13 protein-coding genes are annotated in these 17,888 nt (G+C 70.8%); 10 read left to right on the top strand and 3 right to left on the bottom strand.

What is annotated here, in order from left to right:
* Nucleotides 1-86: 86 nt before the first annotated feature.
* Nucleotides 87-2,666, bottom strand: a complete 2,580-nt coding sequence (locus QSV35_RS06665; RefSeq protein ID WP_286287884.1) for an alpha/beta fold hydrolase domain-containing protein — start codon at nucleotides 2,664-2,666, stop codon at nucleotides 87-89.
* Nucleotides 2,667-2,797: 131 nt separating this feature from the next.
* A complete protein-coding gene (locus QSV35_RS06660) occupies nucleotides 2,798-4,252 on the bottom strand; it encodes an NCS2 family permease (protein WP_286287882.1) in 1,455 nt (484 codons plus the stop codon).
* Nucleotides 4,253-4,363: 111 nt separating this feature from the next.
* Here QSV35_RS06660 and QSV35_RS06655 point away from each other — a divergent pair, with 111 nt between their 5' ends.
* The 3 genes from QSV35_RS06655 to purH are packed head-to-tail and all read left to right on the top strand — an operon-like array spanning nucleotide 4,364 to nucleotide 8,119.
* Nucleotides 4,364-5,887 carry a cell division protein PerM gene (locus QSV35_RS06655; protein WP_286287881.1) on the top strand — a complete coding sequence of 508 codons (1,524 nt, stop codon included), beginning with the start codon at nucleotides 4,364-4,366 and terminating at the stop codon, nucleotides 5,885-5,887.
* Nucleotides 5,888-5,891: 4 nt separating this feature from the next.
* Nucleotides 5,892-6,476, top strand: a complete 585-nt coding sequence (gene purN, locus QSV35_RS06650) for a phosphoribosylglycinamide formyltransferase (protein ID WP_286287880.1) — start codon at nucleotides 5,892-5,894, stop codon at nucleotides 6,474-6,476.
* 35 nt (nucleotides 6,477-6,511) lie between these two features.
* A complete protein-coding gene (purH, locus tag QSV35_RS06645) occupies nucleotides 6,512-8,119 on the top strand; it encodes a bifunctional phosphoribosylaminoimidazolecarboxamide formyltransferase/IMP cyclohydrolase (RefSeq protein WP_286287879.1) in 1,608 nt (535 codons plus the stop codon).
* A 67-nt stretch (nucleotides 8,120-8,186) separates the two neighbouring features.
* Here purH and QSV35_RS06640 read toward each other — a convergent pair whose 3' ends face one another.
* Nucleotides 8,187-8,471, bottom strand: coding sequence for a hypothetical protein (locus QSV35_RS06640; RefSeq protein WP_286287878.1), 285 nt, complete (start codon nucleotides 8,469-8,471; stop codon nucleotides 8,187-8,189).
* 39 nt (nucleotides 8,472-8,510) lie between these two features.
* Here QSV35_RS06640 and QSV35_RS06635 point away from each other — a divergent pair, with 39 nt between their 5' ends.
* From QSV35_RS06635 to QSV35_RS06605, 7 genes are all read left to right on the top strand, one after another.
* Nucleotides 8,511-8,957, top strand: a complete 447-nt coding sequence (locus tag QSV35_RS06635) for a MarR family winged helix-turn-helix transcriptional regulator (protein WP_286287877.1) — start codon at nucleotides 8,511-8,513, stop codon at nucleotides 8,955-8,957.
* Nucleotides 8,958-9,029: 72 nt separating this feature from the next.
* A complete protein-coding gene (locus QSV35_RS06630) occupies nucleotides 9,030-10,370 on the top strand; it encodes a dihydrolipoyl dehydrogenase family protein (RefSeq protein ID WP_286287876.1) in 1,341 nt (446 codons plus the stop codon).
* A gap of 146 nt (nucleotides 10,371-10,516) precedes the next feature.
* The gene (locus QSV35_RS06625) at nucleotides 10,517-12,109 is read left to right on the top strand and encodes a DNA-3-methyladenine glycosylase 2 family protein (protein ID WP_286287875.1); all 1,593 of its coding nucleotides are present in this window, start codon (nucleotides 10,517-10,519) and stop codon (nucleotides 12,107-12,109) included.
* Nucleotides 12,106-12,600 carry a methylated-DNA--[protein]-cysteine S-methyltransferase gene (locus QSV35_RS06620; protein ID WP_286287874.1) on the top strand — a complete coding sequence of 165 codons (495 nt, stop codon included), beginning with the start codon at nucleotides 12,106-12,108 and terminating at the stop codon, nucleotides 12,598-12,600. The genes QSV35_RS06625 and QSV35_RS06620 overlap by 4 nt, the downstream gene beginning before the upstream one ends.
* A 95-nt stretch (nucleotides 12,601-12,695) precedes the next feature.
* Entirely contained in the window at nucleotides 12,696-13,727 is a 1,032-nt protein-coding gene (locus QSV35_RS06615; protein WP_286288451.1) for a zinc-dependent alcohol dehydrogenase family protein, read from the top strand.
* A 330-nt stretch (nucleotides 13,728-14,057) separates the two neighbouring features.
* On the top strand, nucleotides 14,058-15,965 hold the full coding sequence (locus QSV35_RS06610; RefSeq protein ID WP_286287873.1) for an ABC transporter ATP-binding protein: 1,908 nt from the start codon (nucleotides 14,058-14,060) through the stop codon (nucleotides 15,963-15,965).
* A complete protein-coding gene (locus QSV35_RS06605; protein ID WP_286287872.1) occupies nucleotides 15,962-17,773 on the top strand; it encodes an ABC transporter ATP-binding protein in 1,812 nt (603 codons plus the stop codon). The genes QSV35_RS06610 and QSV35_RS06605 overlap by 4 nt, the downstream gene beginning before the upstream one ends.
* Nucleotides 17,774-17,888 lie beyond the last annotated feature (115 nt).

The raw sequence follows: 17,888 nt of genomic DNA, 5'->3' as shown, positions 1-17,888 counted from the left end.
TCGAATTCGTCTGCGGCGCACTCCCATCGTCGAATCGACTCCGCTCCTCGGTGGCGCTCCGCTCAGCTCCCTGCGCTGAGCTGTGCTCAGACGTTCGTCTGCCGCAGCTCTTCCATCGCCTGTGCGTACGCCGGCACGCGGTAGTACGCGTCGTGGCCGCCGATGTCGGGCATGTACCCGCTGAGGTCCAGCTCCTCGGCATACCGGTCGATGTGATTGGCGTGCGAGCTCTTGACCGGCCAGCCCAGCATGTCGGTCGCGCGCCACAGATTGACCCACCGCACTCCGTCGTCCGGGAGGAGGTCGCCGCGCAGGCGATTGCCCGAGGCCGATGCCGGGACAGGGGCCTGGAAGTCTCGCGCCCACGGGTCCGGTCCGCGGAGGATCGGTGCGCGTGACGGCTGGGTGCCGAGCACGTCCGGGCCGAGGAGCTCCGGGAAGATGCGACCGAAGAAGACCCGCAGTTGCGCACCGAACGTGATGAGGCGAAGCCGGGGGAGCACGTCGCGCGTGGCCGGGCTCGAGCCGAGCAGGCCTAGGGCAGAGACGACCAGGACGGAGCCCATGCTGTGGCCGACGAGCACCGCACGGCGGTCCGGCCGATCGTTCAGCCACTCGAACAGACGCCCCGCGATCTCGGGCACCGCGCGCTCCGCATAGGCCGGGGGGCCGAACGGGTGCCCGGTGCGAGGCAGATAGCAGATGACGTCCCACACGATGGCGACCGGCCGCGCGGACTGGTGGGTGGCTCCGGCGGCGAGCATCGCCACGAGGGCGAGGCCGATCCAGCCGAGGGAGGCCATCAGCATGTTGAGGCCGGCGTGCACGACGGCGACGGGACCGAGGTTCAGGGCGTCCCACAGCGGAGCGCTGTGACCGTACGCGAGCCACGCCCATACGACGCCGACGGCCACGGCCGCCCCGAGGGCCACCGCGCCGATTGCCCCGACGGGCTCGGCCATATGCACGCGGGCCGCGAGGCTCCGCTGGCGTTCGATCCACGAGTACACGGTCTCCGACGACGGGGGCAGCACGCCCGCGCCGTCGGGGATGAGCGCGGCGGTCTGGGCCGCATCCATGGGCGCATTCCAGTCGGCGGCACGCGCCGCCGACGGACCGCGCAGAGCGGGCAGGGCGAGCCATCCTCCCGCAATGGCGAGGAAGATGACGAGGCCCACGACGATGCACGAGCCGATCGCGACATAGCTCGCCGAGATCGAAATCCGTCCGCCGTCGACGAGCGCCGCGGCCGGCGCCTTGCCGTTCAGCCACGTGCCCACGGTCACGGTGATGATCGCGCTCGTGGACACCGCGGTGACGAGGGCGAAGGTCATGAACGCGGCGGGTCCGCATCCGTGCCACGCCGTTGCACGTCGATCGCTCGCCGGCTTCGAGGCACCCGCAGCCGCCCTCGGCCGCAGGCTCCGCCAGAACACCCCGGAGAGCGCGATGACGGCGGCGGCGGTGACGATGATGAGCGGCGTCGTGCCCGCGCCGTACAGCCGCATCGGCACCACGATCCCGGGCCGGAACCACGCGACGAGCAGATACACCTCCAGCAGGAGGAAGAGGACCGCGGAGGCCCCGAGCAGGACACCGCCCGCCCGAGCCGTCCACAGGGGCCGCTTCTGCTGCTCGATCGGCGTCACCGCCGTCGTGGGGAGCAGGAAGACGATGACGACCGTGGCGATGAGCCCCACGAGGCCGAGCACGGTGAGCGCGAACCCGAGGTCGAACCAGATGTTGCGCCAGGCCGTCGCAGTGCAGACGGTGAAGTGGCCGAGCCCCACGCACGTGGCGCTCCAGCGGAACGCGGCGTGGGCGCCGACGAGGGTGATCGTGAGGAAGATCGCTCCGGCGAAGTGCGCGTGCGCGAGGTGGCGCGTGATGCGGTTCGACCAGAATCCGGGGTTCGACAGCAGCGCCGTCGGCGGCTCCGTCTCCGGGACGAGACCTTCCTCGGCGCCGACCTTGTGTCCTGCCATGCCGGGCAGCACGTCGTAGCGCTGGCGGGAGAGGTTCGCCAGCATCCAGAGCAGCCCGGCGGCGAGGATGGGGATCAGCGCGAAGAGGGCCATGCGGTCGGGTGCGCTCCAGCTCGCGAACATCGCGAAGAACGCGTTGGCGTTCCCACAGCGGGATGCGTCGGCTGCGCACTGCGCGGCGCCGAGATCCAGGCCCAGTGTCGCGGCGGTGGTCGTGAACAGAAGCGTGAGCAGCAGTCCGAAGACGCGGTTCAAGCCCGCGGGCAGCAGGGCGCGCCCTTCCTTCGGGCCCGCGTCCGGGAGGCGCCACGTCCACTGCGCGACGTTCGCGAGCGCGAACGGGAGCAGCAGGACGTACCCGATGCGCGCGAGGATGCTCGTGACCGTCCCGATCGTGCTCGTTCCGCCGAGGTTCGGGGTCGTGCGGACCATGCCGCCCCACGAGTACGCCTCGCGCCGGATGCCGGGTGGGACGTACCCGCGCTCCCCGGGCCGGAGCTTCGCGGCGGTGGACGGCAGCGGCCGCCAGAAGCTGCCGAGGTCGTCGCCCATCACCTCTTCGACATCCGCGGGCCCGAGGTCGAGCAGCGCCGCTGAATACGTGCTGTTCACCCCGTGCACGCGGAGTTCCAGGACCTCAGGATGGTCCTCCTGCGGTGTCTGTGCGGGTGTATCGGCCATGGCACACCTCCTGCTGCTCTGCGGAGCGCTTCACACGATAGGGAGGGCGGTGCCGCGCGTCCAGATACCGCGCGGAGAGAAGAAGACGGGATGCGGTGAGCCACCGCATCCCGTCCTCTCTCGCCGTCCGCCTACTTGCCGAACATCAGCTCGATGGGTCCGCGCGCGAAGTAGATGAGGAAGCCGGCAGCGACGATCCACAGGAGCGGGCTGATCTCCTTCGCCTTGCCGGTGAGAGAGCGCAGGAACACCCAGCTGATGAACCCGGCGCCGATGCCGTTCGCGATCGAGTACGTGAGCGGCATGACCGTCACCGTGAGGAAGACGGGAACGAGCACGGTGAAGTCGCGCAGCTCGATCTCGCGGATCTGGCTCATCATCAGTGCACCCACGATGACGAGAGCTGCGGCCGCCACTTCGCTCGGAACGATCGAGACGAGCGGGGTGAAGAACATCGCGATGAGGAACAGCACGCCCGTGATGACGTTCGCGAAGCCCGTGCGGGCGCCTTCGCCGATGCCCGCGCCCGACTCGATGAAGACGGTGTTCGACGAGGCGGAGGTGTATCCGCCCGCGACGGCGCCGAAGCCCTCGACGATGAGCGCGGAGCGCAGGTTCGGGAAGTTGCCCTTGTCGTCGGCGAGCCCCGCCTCCTTCGATAGGCCGGTCATCGTGCCCATCGCGTCGAAGAAGTTGGAGAACAGCAGCGTGAAGACGAGCATGATGCCGACGAGTGCGCCGACGCGGGCGAATCCGCCGAAGATGTCGATCTGGCCGACGAGTCCGAGGTCGGGAACGCTCACCCACTGCTTCGGCAGTGCCGGGATGCTGAGCCCCCAGCCGCCCGGGTTCTTCGCGCTCGCGGCTCCCAGGTGGAGGAACGCCTCGAGGACGGCCGCCAGCACGGTGCCGCCGACGAGACCGATGAGAAGGCCCGCCGTGACCTTGCGGGCGACGAGCAGCGCCGTGCCGAGCAGCGTGATGACGAACACGAGCGTCGGGATCGACATGATCGAGCCGTCGGTGCCGAGGCCGATCGGGGGAGACGCCTGGCCGGTCGACTTCACGAAGCCGGCATCCACGAACCCGATGAAGGCGATGAACAGACCGATTCCGACGGTGATCGCGATCTTCAGCTGGTACGGGACGGCGTCGAAGATCATGCGCCGCAGGCCCGTCGCCGCGAGGAGCACGATGATGATGCCCTCGATGAAGACGAAGCCCATCGCCTCCGGCCAGGTCACCTGACCGACGACGCTGAACGCGAGGAAGGAGTTGATGCCGAGGCCGGCCGCGAGCGCGAAGGGCAGCCGCGCGACGAGACCGAAGAGCAGCGTCATGACGCCGGCGGTGAGGGCCGTGACCGCCGTCACCTGGAGGAACGGGAGGTGGTAGCCCGAGACGTCCTTCGTCGCGGACAGGATGATCGGGTTCAGGATGACGATGTACGCCATCGTCACGAAGGTCACGATGCCGCCGCGCACCTCGGTGCCGACGGTCGAACCTCGCTCGGTGATCTTGAAATACCGGTCGAACCCGTTCTTGGGCTCAGCGGTGGGCGTCTCGGTTTCCGGGGCTGCTGTCATGGGGCCCTCCTTCGCGCAAGAGATTATCGGCAAACGCTCAGGTAGTGGGAGCGGTGCCGCGCTGCGCGCCCTTCGGGAGGGGCGCGCCGGGGTCGGTAGGGTCGATCAGGCATGCATCGCCTCGTCGTCGCCCTCCTCGCCGCCCTGGACGCCGTTCTCGCGGCGGTGGTCGGCGTCGCCGCTGCGCTCGCGCCCCTTGCGCTGCTGTGGCTCTTCGGCGGAACCTTCCCGTGGAACGCCCTGTGGCCGACAGCGGTCTCGGTGTGGCAGCTCGGGCACCTCGTGCCGCTGCACATCCACCTGCCGGCCGAGTACCTCGCGGTCGCGGGCATCGACCAGGGCGCGGCATCCTTCGTCATCTCCCTCGCACCGCTCGCGTTCGCGTCCTTCACGGCGATCTTCGCGGCTCGCTCGGGCGTGCGAGCGGCGCGGGCGGATGCGCCGGCCACCGGTCCGGTCGCCGGCATCCTCGTCTTCGCGCTCCTCGCCGCGATCGTCGGACTCACCGGCCGCAACCCGGTCGCCGCGATCCACCTGTGGCAGGGCGTGCTCTTCCCGGCCGCGGTGTACGCCGTCGGAGTCGTGCTCGGCGCGCTCGTCGCGGGCTGGCAGGAGGCGGACCCGACGGGGGACCGCATCCTCGACCGCGCTCGCGGCCACGTCGACCACGCACGACGCGGCTGGGACCACGCGATCGACGCGATCGCGCGCGGCACCGGGATCACGGTGGCGGGCCTCGTCGGGCTCGGCGCGTTCGCCGTCGCGCTGGCCGTGATCTTCCGCGCCGGCAGCATCATCGCGCTGTTCGAGGCCGGACACGTCGACCTCCTCGGCGCGATCGTCGTGACCCTCGGTCAGCTCGCCTACCTTCCGACGCTCGTCGTGTGGGGGATGTCGTTCGTCGCCGGTCCCGGATTCGCGTTCGGCACCGACACGACCGTGTCGCCCGCCGGCACCCAGCTCGCGGTGGTCCCCGGCATCCCGCTCCTCGGCGCGCTGCCCGAGACCACCTCGGCGTGGCTGCTCGTCCTCGTTCTGCTCCCGGTCGGTCTGGGCGCGTTCGCCGGGTGGGCGGCGCGCGCCCGTCTCGCCGAGCACGAGCACGCCGGAGCGGGGCTGCGCGCTGTCGTCGCGGCGGGAATCGCGGTGCTCTCCGCGGGCGCTGCTGCGCTGCTTGCGCTGGCGGCGTCGGGCTCGCTCGGCCCGGGCCGACTCGCCGAAGTGGGGCCGCAGCCGGGACCCGTCGCCTTCGCGGTGGGACTCGAGGTGCTCCTGGGTGCCGGCATCCTGCTGCTGTCTCCCGCTCGGGAGACGTTCGAGAGTGCGGATGCCGAAGAGGACTGGGAGAAGCGATTCGAGCTGGATGCGGCGGCCCCTGCCGCGCCTCCGTCACCGCGTTTCGACTCGCTTCGCTCGCTCAACGACCCGCAGGGGGTGGATGCCGACGAGAACGAGACCGCTCCGATCGACCCGCTGCCGTCATCGGTCTCGACGCCGGACGATGACGAGACGGCGCCGATCGAACCCCTCCCGGAAGAGCCGAAGAAGCCGAAGACCCCGAAGCCGCCGCCTCCCGCGGCATCCCGCCCGGATCTCGGGCCGAACCGGCCGAATCCGCTGCCGCCGATAGACTAAGCCGGTGCTCACGGTCGCCGTCCTCATCTCCGGCACCGGCTCGAATCTGCGAGCCCTCCTGGAGGCCGCTGAAGACCCTGATTACCCTGCACGCATCGTCGTGGTGGGAGCCGACCGCGAGGCCGACGGCCTCGCGCACGCGGAGGACTTCGGCATCCCGAGCTTCACCGTTCCCTACGCGCACTTCGCCACGCGCGAGGAGTGGGGCGCCGAGCTCGCCGCCCAGCTGCGGGTGTGGCGGCCCGACCTCGTCGTGCTGAGCGGTCTCATGCGTCTCCTGCCTGCCGAGCTCGTCGACGAGTGGTCGCCGAACATCATCAACACGCACCCCGCGTATCTGCCGGAGTTCCCCGGCGCCCACGGCGTGCGCGATGCGCTCGCGGCCGGTGCCGCGCAGACGGGTGCGAGCGTCATCGTCGTCGACAACGGGGTCGACTCCGGACCGATCGTCGCCCAGGAGCGCGTCCCCGTGCTCGCGGGAGACGACGAGCACACGCTCCACGAGCGCATCAAGCCCGTCGAGCGCCGCCTGCTCATCGATGTCGTCCGCCGCATCGCGGTGGGCGAGCTCGATCTGACCAGCCCCTGAACCCCCGCACCGCCGAACCGAACCCGGAGGCATCCATGGCCGGCCCCCGCCACGACCCGTCCCTCTACCGCGACCGTGACGTCGTCCCCGTCCGCCGCGCGCTCGTGTCCGTGAGTGACAAGACCGATCTGCTCCGCCTCGCCGAGGCGCTCGCCGCGGCCGGCGTCGAGATCGTCTCCACCGGCTCGACGGCCGCGACGATCCGCGACGCCGGGCACGCGGTGACGGATGTCTCCGCGGTGACCGGCTTCCCGGAGTCCCTCGACGGACGCGTGAAGACCCTCCACCCGTCGGTGCACGCGGGCCTGCTCGCCGACCTCCGCCTCGAAGACCACGAGCGCCAGCTCGAGGAGCTCGGCATCCAGCCGTTCGAGCTCGTCGTGGTGAACCTCTACCCGTTCGTCGAGACCGTCGCGTCCGGCGCGCAGGGCGACGACGTCGTCGAGCAGATCGACATCGGCGGCCCCGCGATGGTGCGCGCCTCCGCGAAGAACTACGCGAACGTCGCGATCGTCGTCTCGCCGCAGTCGTACCCCGCGCTCATCGAGGCGCTCGGCCAGGGCGGCACGACCCTCGCCCAGCGCAAGGAGCTCGCCGCGCGCGCGTTCGCGCACACGGCCGAGTACGACCGGGCCGTCGCCACGTGGTTCGCCGAGGGCACGATCGCGCAGGGCACCGACCTGCCGCAGCATCTGACGATCCGCGCGGAGCGCCTGGAGACGCTGCGCTACGGCGAGAACTCGCATCAGCGCGCCGCGATCTACACGCGCAACGGCGGGCACGGCATCGCGCAGGCGACGCAGCTCCAGGGCAAGGAGATGTCGTACAACAACTACGTCGACGCCGACGCCGCCCTGCGCGCCGCGTTCGACATGGTGCTGCCCGCCGTCGCCATCATCAAGCACGCAAACCCGTGCGGCATCGCGGTCGCCGCGCCCAACGCGCTCGACCCGATCGCGTCGGCCCACCTGCGCGCGCACGAGTGCGACCCGGTGTCGGCGTTCGGCGGCGTCATCGCTGCGAACCGCACCGTGACCCTGAAGATGGCGGAGAACCTCCGCGACATCTTCACCGAGGTGATCGTCGCCCCCGACTTCGAGCCGGAGGCCCTCGAGGTCTTTCGTCTGAAGAAGAACCTCCGCGTCCTGCAGCTGCCCGCGGACTGGCGCCAGGAGCCCATGGATGTCCGTCTCGTGTCCGGCGGACTGCTGCTGCAGGACGCCGACCGCTTCCCGGACGACATCGACTCCGTCGCGGCGAACTGGCAGCTCGTCACGGGTGAGCGCCCGTCCGACGACGAGATGCAGAACCTCATCTTCGCCTGGAAGGCCGGCCGCGCGGTCAAGTCGAATGCCATCGTGCTCGCGAAGGGCTCGGCGACGGTCGGCATCGGCATGGGCCAGGTCAACCGCGTCGACTCGTGCCGTCTCGCGGTCGAGCGCGCGGGCAACCGCGCGGCGGGCTCGGTCGCCGCATCCGACGCCTTCTTCCCGTTCGCGGACGGGCCGCAGGTGCTGATGGATGCGGGCATCTCGGCGATCGTGCAGCCCGGCGGCTCGGTGCGCGACGAAGAGACGATCGCCCTCGCGCGCGAGCGCGGCGTGACGATGTTCTTCACGGGAGAGCGCCACTTCTTCCACTGAGCGCACGCGCCCCTCAGGCGAACCGCCGCATTCCGATCCGGGATGCGGCGGTCGTGTTCCTCGCGGGTCAGCTCGCGGTCAGCACGGGCCACGAGGATGCGGCGAGCGTCCCGTGGTCCGCGCGCGGGAACGGCAGGCCCAGGTCGCCGATCGACGCGCGCATGAACTCGCCGAGCGTCTCGTGCGAGACGCCGTCGGGCCAGACGAGCGTGACCATGAGGCCCTCTTCACCGTGCGACACGAGGATCTGCTCGGGCGCGGGGCCGGTGTACCGGCGCAGGCCCTCCTCGTAGCGCGGGAACAGGTCGGATGGATCGCCGGCGAACAGCAGGGAGACGACATCCTGAGCCATGACACACCTCCGTAGTACAGTTGGTTTACTATGGTGACGATGGTACACGGACTTGACCAAGAGGACAATGGGCCGCTGATCGGGGCGCTGCTGCGGCGGCCGTTCCTCGCCTCGCGCGCCGCCATCGTCGACGCGCTCCACGGCGCCGGATTCGACGACCTCCAGCCGGCGCACCTCGCGGTCTTCCAACATCCTGGACCGGACGGGCGTTCGCCGGGAGACATCGCGCGCAGCGCGATGACCACGAAGCAGGCGATGAACAACCTGCTCGGACAGCTCGAGGGTGGGGGGTACCTCCGCCGCACGGTGAGTCCTGCCAATCGGCGCGAGCGGGTGGTGGAGCTCACCGACCGCGGCCGGCGCGTCATCGCCGAGATCCGCCGCGCCGTCGAGATGACCGAAGGGGAATGGTCGGACGCACTCGGGGCCGGCGAGTACGCCCGGCTGCGCCGACTGCTCGCCGAACTCAACGAGCATCTCGAATGATCACGGCGCAGGTCGCTCCGTGGCTTCCGTCCAGGGGTTGGCGTGGGCGCTGATGCGGGCAAGACTGCCGATATGACCCACGACTACGATGCCATCGTCCTCGGCGCCGGTTCGCCCGGCGAGCACTGCGCAGGAGCCATCGCGGCCGGAGGCCTGCGGGTCGCCGTCGTCGAGGAGGAGCTCATCGGCGGCGAGTGCTCGTATTGGGCCTGCATCCCGTCGAAGACGCTCCTCCGGCCCGGCGAAGCGCTCGAGGCCGCCCGTCGCGTGCCCGGCCCACGCGAAGCGGTCGTCGGCTCGATCGACGTCGCCGAGGCGCTCGCGTGGCGCGACTTCATGGTGTCCGACTACAACGATGCCGGTCAGGTCTCCTGGGCGGACAGTGCGGGAGTCGACGTGGTGCGCGGGCACGGGCGCCTCGCGGGCCCGCATACGGTGGAGGTCGACGGCAGGATGCTGACCGCCGACCACATCGTCATCGCCACCGGGTCGACCGCCGCCATTCCGCCCGTGCCGGGTCTCGTGGACCTCGAGGGCCTGTGGACCAACCGCGACGTCACCGGGATGAAGGAGGTCCCGCGCCGCGTGGTGGTGCTCGGGGCTGGGCCGGTCGGCGTGGAGATGAGCCAGGCGCTCGCGCGGTTCGGCGCGCAGGTCACGCTCGTCGGGCACGGCACGCGCGTGCTGCCGCGGGAGGCTCCCGGAGTCGGCGAGGCGGTCGGCAAGGCGCTGCGTGCGGATGGCGTCGACGTACGGTTCGGCGACGCGATCAAGGCCGGGCGCGAGGGGGCCGCGTACGTGCTGACTCTCGCCGACGGCACCGTCCTGCGCGGTGACAGGCTGCTGGTGGCGACGGGCCGCTCGCCGCGGGTCGACGACATCGGCCTCGAGACCGTGGGCATCGAGCCGACCAGGCACGGCATCCCGGTCGACGACCGCATGTCCGCGGGTGACGGGCTGTGGGCGATCGGCGACGTCACGGGCCTGTGGGACCTCACACACGTGGGCAAATACCACGGCCGCGTCGTGGCGGCGAACATCCTGGGCCGGGAGCGGAGTGCGGATTACTCGGCCGTCCCGCGCGTCGTCTTCACCGACCCCGAGGTCGCCGCGGTCGGCGAGGTCGAGGGGCGGTTCGTCTCGACGACGCACCTGCGGGACGTCGCCCGCACGGCCACATACACGCGCGACTACGAGGATGCGGGGTTCCTCACACTCGTCTCGGACGGCGATGTCTTGACGGGGGCGTACGCGGTCGGGCCGGATGCGGGGGAGTGGCTGCAGCAGGCGACGCTCGCCGTCCGCGCCCGCATCCCGATCTCCGTCCTCCTCGACGTCATCCAGCCGTTCCCCACGTTCTCCGAGGCGTACCTCAACGGTCTGCGGGAGCTCGACAAGCTCATCGCGGGGTGACCTCTTCCGCCGACTTGCCGCGAATGGCGGCTATCCGAGCCGGAATACCCGCCATATGCCGCAAGTCGACGACGCGGTTATGCGGCATCCACAGCGATGTCCGATTTCCGCGAGACGATGTCTGCGGGGCGTGCGAGTCTTGATGCATGAGTTCCCCCGCACTGATGTCGTTCGACGAGCGCTACCGCGCGATCGAATCGCGTGACTCCCGCTTCGACGGCCAGTTCGTGACCGCCGTGCTGTCGACCGGCATCTACTGCCGGCCGAGCTGCCCGGCACGCACGCCGAAGCCGGCGAACGTCACGTTCTTCCCGACGTCCGCGGCCGCCCACGAGGCCGGCTACCGCGCGTGCAAGCGATGCCTGCCCGAGGCCGCTCCCGGTTCGCCGGCGTGGAACCTCCGCGGCGATGTCGCCGGCCGCGCCATGCGGCTCATCGCCGACGGGGTGATCGAACGGGAGGGCGTGCCGGGGCTCGCCGCGCGCCTCGGGTACTCGTCGCGCCATCTCACGCGTGTGCTCACGACCGAGCTCGGCGCTGGTCCGCTCGCCCTCGCCCGTGCGCAGCGCGCGCACACGGCGCGGATGCTCCTCGTCGGCACCGACATGACCGCGGCGGATGTCGCGTTCTCCGCCGGCTTCGCGAGCGTCCGGCAGTTCAACGACACCGTCCGCGAGGTGTTCGCGATGACGCCGCTCGAGCTGCGGGCACGCCGGCACACCCTTCGACGGGCTCAGGGACCGGGGGGACGGGCTCAGGGACCGGGGGGACGGGCTCAGGGACCGGATGAGGCGGACGCTCCGCTCGGCGAGATCGACCTCTTCCTGCCTGTACGCGGGCCGTTCGACGCGGCAGGGCTCTTCGCGTGGATGCAGGCGCGCGCGGTCGCCGGCGTCGAGGTCGCCGAGGCCGCATCCTTCTCCCGCACCCTCCGGCTTCCCGGCGGGCCGGCGTGGTTCGAGCTGCGGTGGGTCGACGACAGGCTGCGCCTGCGCGCGCGGCTCAGCCATCTCGGCGACCTGTCCGTCCTCGTCGCGCGGGCGCGCCGTCTCTTCGACCTCGACGCCGATCCGATCGCTGTCGACTCGGCGCTCGCGCGGCATCCGGAGCTCGCGCCGTCCGTCGCCGCGATCCCGGGGATCCGCGTCCCGGGAGCCGCAGATCCGAATGAGATGCTCATCCGGGCGATGATCGGCCAGCAGATCACGGTCGCCGCCGCCCGCACCGCACTCACCGCGCTCACCGCCGAACTGGGGGAGCGGACCGCGGACGGCGCCCTGCTCTTCCCGACGATGGAGGCCATAGCCGCACGCGGGGCGGACGTCCTGCGAGGCCCGGCTGCGCGCATCCGCGCTGTCACCGGGGCCGCCGCGGCGATCGCGAACGGCGACCTGCGGCTGTCGAGCGGCGACGACGCCGAAGAGCAGCGGGCCGCCCTCCTCGCCCTTCCCGGCGTCGGGCCGTGGACCGCCGACTACGTCCGGATGCGGGTCACGGGAGACCCCGACGTCCTGCTGCCCGGCGATGTCGCCGCCCGTGCGGGGGCCGCCGCCCTCGGCATCCCGTCCGACGCCGCCGGCCTCGTCGCGTGGGCGGCCCGCATCGCCCCGTGGCGGAGCTACCTCACCGCCCACCTGTGGCGCAGCATCCCGCCTCGAAAGACCTCGCAGACCCCGAAGACCTTGCAGACCCCGAAGACGCCGAACACCTCGCAGACCTCGAAGAAGGAGCAGTCATGACCGCTGTGATCCAGACCATCGACACCCCCGACGGGCCGTTCACGATCGTCGCCGACGAGCGCGGCACCGTCCTCGCCTCCGGCTGGACCGCCGACGCGGAGGCCGCGATCGCCCGCATCCACCCGTCCCTCCGACCCGACGCGGTCGCCGAGGGTGAAACGGATGCGGCGGCCGCCGTCCGCGCGTACTACGCCGGCGATCTCGCAGCCATCGACCGGGTCGAGGTGCGCCAGCACGGCACCGCGATGCAGGAGACCGGGTGGGACGCGCTCCGCGCGATCGAGCCGGGGAGTCCGCTCACCTACACCGAGTTCGCCGTGCAGCTCGGGCAGCCGTCGGCCGTGCGGGCAGCCGCATCCGTCTGCGCCCGCAACGCACCAGCCCTCTTCGTCCCGTGCCACCGCGTGCTCCGCACCGACGGATCCCTCGGCGGATTCGCGTGGGGTGTCGACGTCAAGGAGCGCCTGCTCGCGCGGGAAGCCGCCGCGTAGGACGCCGATCGTTCTCGCGCGAGGGTGCACTCGTTCCCAACGGGTGCACCCTCGCGAGGGGAAGGGTGGGCGAGAATCGATGGATGAGCGACTCGATGCGCGCGGTGGTCTACGACGAGTACGGCGCGGTCCCGCGTGTGCGCGAGGTGCCGGTGCCCGAATGTCCGCCCGACGGTGCGGTGATCCGTGTGGAGGCCACAGGCGTGTGCCGCTCGGACTGGCACGCGTGGCGCGGCCACGATCCCGTGCCGCTGCCGATGATCCCGGGGCACGAGTTCGCCGGCGTCGTCGCCGAAGTCGGACCCGAGGTGCGGCGCTTCGCCGCCGGCGACCGCGTGACCGCACCGTTCGTCAACGGGTGCGGGGCGTGCGAGTGGTGTCTCAGCGGGCAGGCGCAGGTGTGCCCGAACCAGACCCAGCCCGGGTTCACGCACGAGGGCTCGTTTGCGGAGTACGTCGTCGTCCGCGTCGCAGACCTCAACCTCGTGCGTCTTCCCGACGCCGTCGACGCCGTGACGGCTGCCTCCCTCGGGTGCCGGTTCGCGACCGCGTTCCGGGCGGTCGCGACGCAGGCGCAGGTCCGCGCGGGCGAGGAGGTGGCGGTCTTCGGATGCGGCGGCGTCGGCCTCTCCGCGATCATGGTCGCCCGGGCGCTCGGCGCGCGCGTGACCGCGATCGACCTCTCCGCGGACGCGCTCGCTCGCGCCCGTGAACTCGGGGCCGCCGAGACGGTGCAGTCGGCCGACCCCGTCGACGCCGTGATCGCCGCCACCGGCGGGGGAGCGCACGTCACGATCGACGCCCTCGGCTCCGCCGCCACCGCGAACGCCGCCGTGCGGAGCCTCCGCCGTCAGGGCCGTCACGTGCAGGTCGGTCTCATGCTCGGGGCCGCGGCATCCGCCCCGCTCCCGTGGGACCGCGTGATCGCGTGGGAGCTGCACGTCGCCGGATCCCACGGCATGGCGGCGGCCGACTATCCCGCGATGCTGCAGCTCATCGTCGACGGAGCCCTCGACCCGGCCAGCCTCGTGGGCAGCACCACCGACCTCGAGGGGGCGTCGGACGCGCTCCGGGCAATGGATGCGCCGACACCCGCGGCCGCCGGCATCGTCGTCGCTCGGCCCTGAATTAATCCAGACCTTGCGCTCAGGGTTCGTTCAGGTTTAGGCTGGAGGGCTGTCACGTCGTACGACGATGTGACAGCCACATTCCCGTGACACCAAGGAGGAAGACATGTATCAGGCCGTCATCGCAGCCAAGCCGCAGGTCTCGCTCCCCGCTGTCCGCGGCCGGCACGTCTTCGAGGGATAACCGGACCATCTGTCCGACGGCGGCATGAGGCCGCCGCCCCACGCGTTACACCCCGCAAGACCACTGCGTATCAGGCGCCCATCGCGTCAGCATGCCCTGGCATGCCCTGCCGAAAAATGTCCATCACCGACCCCTCGCCAAGGACAATGACCCCCTCCGCACCGTTGCAGCACTCCACACCTCCGAAACTCGGCACCCTTCGCGCGCTCGGGCGCCTCTACCCCTTCGCGCGGCCCGTGATCCCGCGCCTCATCGGAGGCCTCTTCAGCGCCTTCGGCGCCGCGCTGGTCTCGCTGATCATCCCGCTCGTCCTGCAGGTCGCGGTCGACGGGCCGATCAAGACCGGCAACATCCCGATGATCTTCGTCGCCGTCGCCGGCGTCCTGGTCCTCGGCATCCTCGAGGCCCTGTTCGTCTACCTGCGCCGCGCCTTCGTGCTCACCCCCGCCACGGCGGTCGAGTACGAGATCCGCCAGTCGTTCTACCAGCGGCTGCAGCGCCTTCCCGTCGCGTTCCACGACAAGTGGCAGTCGGGGCAGCTCCTCAGCCGCATGATGCAGGACATCAACCTCATCCGCCGCTGGCTGGCATTCGGCTCGATCCTGCTCGTGGTCAACGTCCTCACCGTGATCATCGGAACGTTCCTGCTGTTCCGCTGGCACTGGTCGCTGGGCGTCACGTTCCTCGTCGTGTCGATCCCGCTGTGGTTCTTCGGCTACCGGTTCGAGCAGCGCTACGGCGTCCTCGCGCGCCAGAGCCAGGACCAGGCCGGCGACCTCGCCACCGCGGTCGAGGAGAGCGTGCACGGCATCCGCGTCCTGAAGGCCTTCGGCCGCGGCAAGCACGCGCTGCAGAAGTTCACCCGCCAGGTGGAGACGCTGCGCGGCACCGAGCTGAACAAGGCCCGCGAAGTCGGCATCCTGTGGTTCTGGCTCGAGGTCGTGCCCATCGTCGCGTTCGCGCTGTGCCTCCTGCTCGGCATCTGGCTCGTGAGCCAGAACGAGCTGAGCGTGGGCGAGCTCTTCGCGTTCTTCGCGATGGCGACCGCTCTGCGCTGGCCGCTGGAGTCGCTCGGCTTCCTCTTCTCGTTCCTCGTCGACACGCGCACGGCGACCGACCGCGTGTTCGAGGTGCTGAACGAGGAGAACGCGATCGTCGACCCGGCGGAGCCGGCCACGGTCGCCGAGCCCCGTGGGGAGCTGGCGTTCCGCGGTGTGCACTTCCGGTATCCGGATGCCGCAGCCTCCGAGCCCGATCTGCTGAACGGTGTCGACCTGGTCCTCGAGCCGGGCGAGACGATGGCCCTCGTCGGTCTCACCGGATCGGGCAAGACGACGCTCACGACCCTGCCGACACGCCTCTACGACGTGACGGACGGCCGCGTCGAGCTCGACGGCGTCGACGTGCGCGACCTGCGGCTCGACGAGCTGCGCACGCACATCGCGATGGCGTTCGAGGAGGCCACGCTCTTCTCCACGACGGTGCGGGAGAACGTCCTCATCGGGCGCGACGGGCTCGACCCGCGCAGTCCCGAGGCCGAGGCGATCCTCGCCGAGGCGCTCGAGATCGCGCAGGCCGGTTTCGCGTACGACCTGCCGGACGGCGTCGACACGATGGTCGGCGAAGAGGGACTGAGTCTCTCCGGAGGCCAGCGGCAGCGTCTGGCGCTCGCGCGGGCGGTCGCCGCGGCACCCAAGGTGCTCGTGCTGGACGACCCGCTGTCGGCGCTCGACGTCGACACCGAGGCGCTCGTGGAAGCGGCGCTGCGCCGGGTGCTGGCGACGACCACGGCGCTCATCGTCGCGCACCGCCCATCGACGGTCGCGCTCGCGGATCGCGTCGCCGTGCTCGAGGACGGCCGCGTCACGGCCGTCGGCGCGCACTCCGACCTGCTGCGCGACAGCGCCCACTACCGCCACGTCATCTCGAGCCTCGAGGCGACATCCGCGGCACGGAAGAAGGACCGGGGGGATGTCGAGGCCTTCGACGTGTCGGCCGGAGAACCGCTCCTGAGACAGGAGACCGAACGAGAGGAACTGGAGGTGAACCGATGACCACCGTCCTGGGAACCCGTGGCGAGGACCGCCACGACTACACGAAGGCCGAGAGCCGGGCCATCCGGCGCCGCTCGCTGAAGCTCCTCGGCTCGCTCATCCGCCCGATGCGCGGACTCCTCATCCTGACGGCGCTCGTCATCGTCGTGTCGACCGGACTGCGGGTGCTCGGGCCGGCGCTCATCGCGTACGGCATCGACCAGGCGCTGCCGCAGGCCGTCCAGTACGCGAACTGGATGCCGGCGTTCATGGTGTCGGGGCTCTACATCGCGACCGGCGGGATCGGCGCGGCCATGCTCGCGTGGTACGTCATCCTGTCGGCGCGCCTGACCCAGGCGATCCTGATGGACCTGCGCACGCGGATCTTCCGCCACACGCAGCGCCTGAGCCTGGAGTTCCACGAGAGCTACACATCGGGGCGCATCATCTCGCGGCAGACGAGCGACCTCGAGTCGATCCGGGAGCTCCTGGACGGCGGGCTCAACCAGCTGGTGCAGGGCGCGCTCTACGGGGTGTTCACCCTCGTGGCGCTGTTCCTCCTCGACTGGCAGAGCGGTCTCGTGCTCGTCGGGATGGGCATCCCGCTCGCCGTGCTGATGCGGTGGTTCTACATCGAGTCGCAGAAGGGCTTCCGCGTCTCGCGCGTCGTGAGCGCGAAGCTCATCGTGCAGTTCGTCGAGACGATGACCGGCATCCGCGCGGTCAAGGCGTTCCGCAAGGAGAAGCGCAACGACGCCGAGTTCGGCGACATCTCGGCGGAGTACCGCTCGGTGAACCTCAAGCTCGTGAAGCTGTACGGCGTGCTCGACCCGGGCATGATCCTGCTCGCGAACATCACGATGACCGTCGTGCTGCTGTGGGGTGCGCTGCGCGTCGTGAACGGCTCGATGATGTTCGGCGTGCTGCTGGCGGCCGTGCTGTACGTGCGCAACTTCTTCGCCCCGCTGGAGGAGATCGCGATGTTCCTGAACTCCTACCAGTCGGCGACGGCGGCGCTCGAGAAGGTGTCCGGCGTGCTGGAGGAGGAGCCGTCGGTGCCCGACCCGGGCAAGCCCGTCGACCTGTGGTCTGCGAAGGGCCACGTCCGGTTCGACGACGTCGAGTTCGGTTACGCGTCGGGGCGCACCATCCTGCCCGACTTCACGCTCGACATCCCGTCCGGTCAGACGATCGCCCTCGTCGGCACGACCGGCGCGGGCAAGTCGACGCTCGCGAAGCTCGTGTCGCGGTTCTACGACCCGACGCGCGGCCGGGTGACGCTCGACGGCGTGGACCTCCGTGACCTGCACCCGAAGGACCTGCGCCGTGCGATCGTGATGGTCACGCAGGAGGCGTACCTGTTCAGCGGGACGGTGGCGGACAACATCGCGCTCGGCAAGCCCGACGCGACGCTCGACGAGATCCGCGCGGCGGCACGGGCGGTGGGCGCGGATGCCTTCATCTCGGCGCTGCCCGACGGATACGACACCGACGTGAACAAGCGCGGCGGGCGCGTGTCGGCGGGGCAGCGACAGCTGATCTCGTTCGCGCGGGCGTTCCTCGCGAACCCGGCGGTGCTGATCCTCGACGAGGCGACGGCGTCGCTCGACATCCCGTCGGAGCGGCTCATCCAGGATGCGCTGCAGACCCTGCTCGCCGACCGCACGGCGATCATCATCGCGCACCGCCTGTCGACGGTCGCGATCGCCGATCGCGTGCTCGTCATGGAGCACGGTCGCATCATCGAGGACGACGACCCCGACTCGCTCATCGCGGGCACGGGGAAGTTCGCCCAGCTGCACGCGGCCTGGCGCGAGTCGCTGGTCTGAGCGACGACGGGGGGATGCCGCGGCGGGGGGCCGCGGCATCCCGCGTCGTTCCCGCGTGCGGGCGGACGGTTGCGCATCCACAAGGGATGGATAGACTCGCCCCATTCGGCTGGGG

Source organism: Microbacterium candidum (genome assembly GCF_030315975.1).
GTDB classification, from domain to species: domain Bacteria; phylum Actinomycetota; class Actinomycetes; order Actinomycetales; family Microbacteriaceae; genus Microbacterium; species Microbacterium candidum.
Note: the sequence above shows the minus strand (reverse complement) of the source record. Positions and strands in the feature narration are given on the sequence as shown.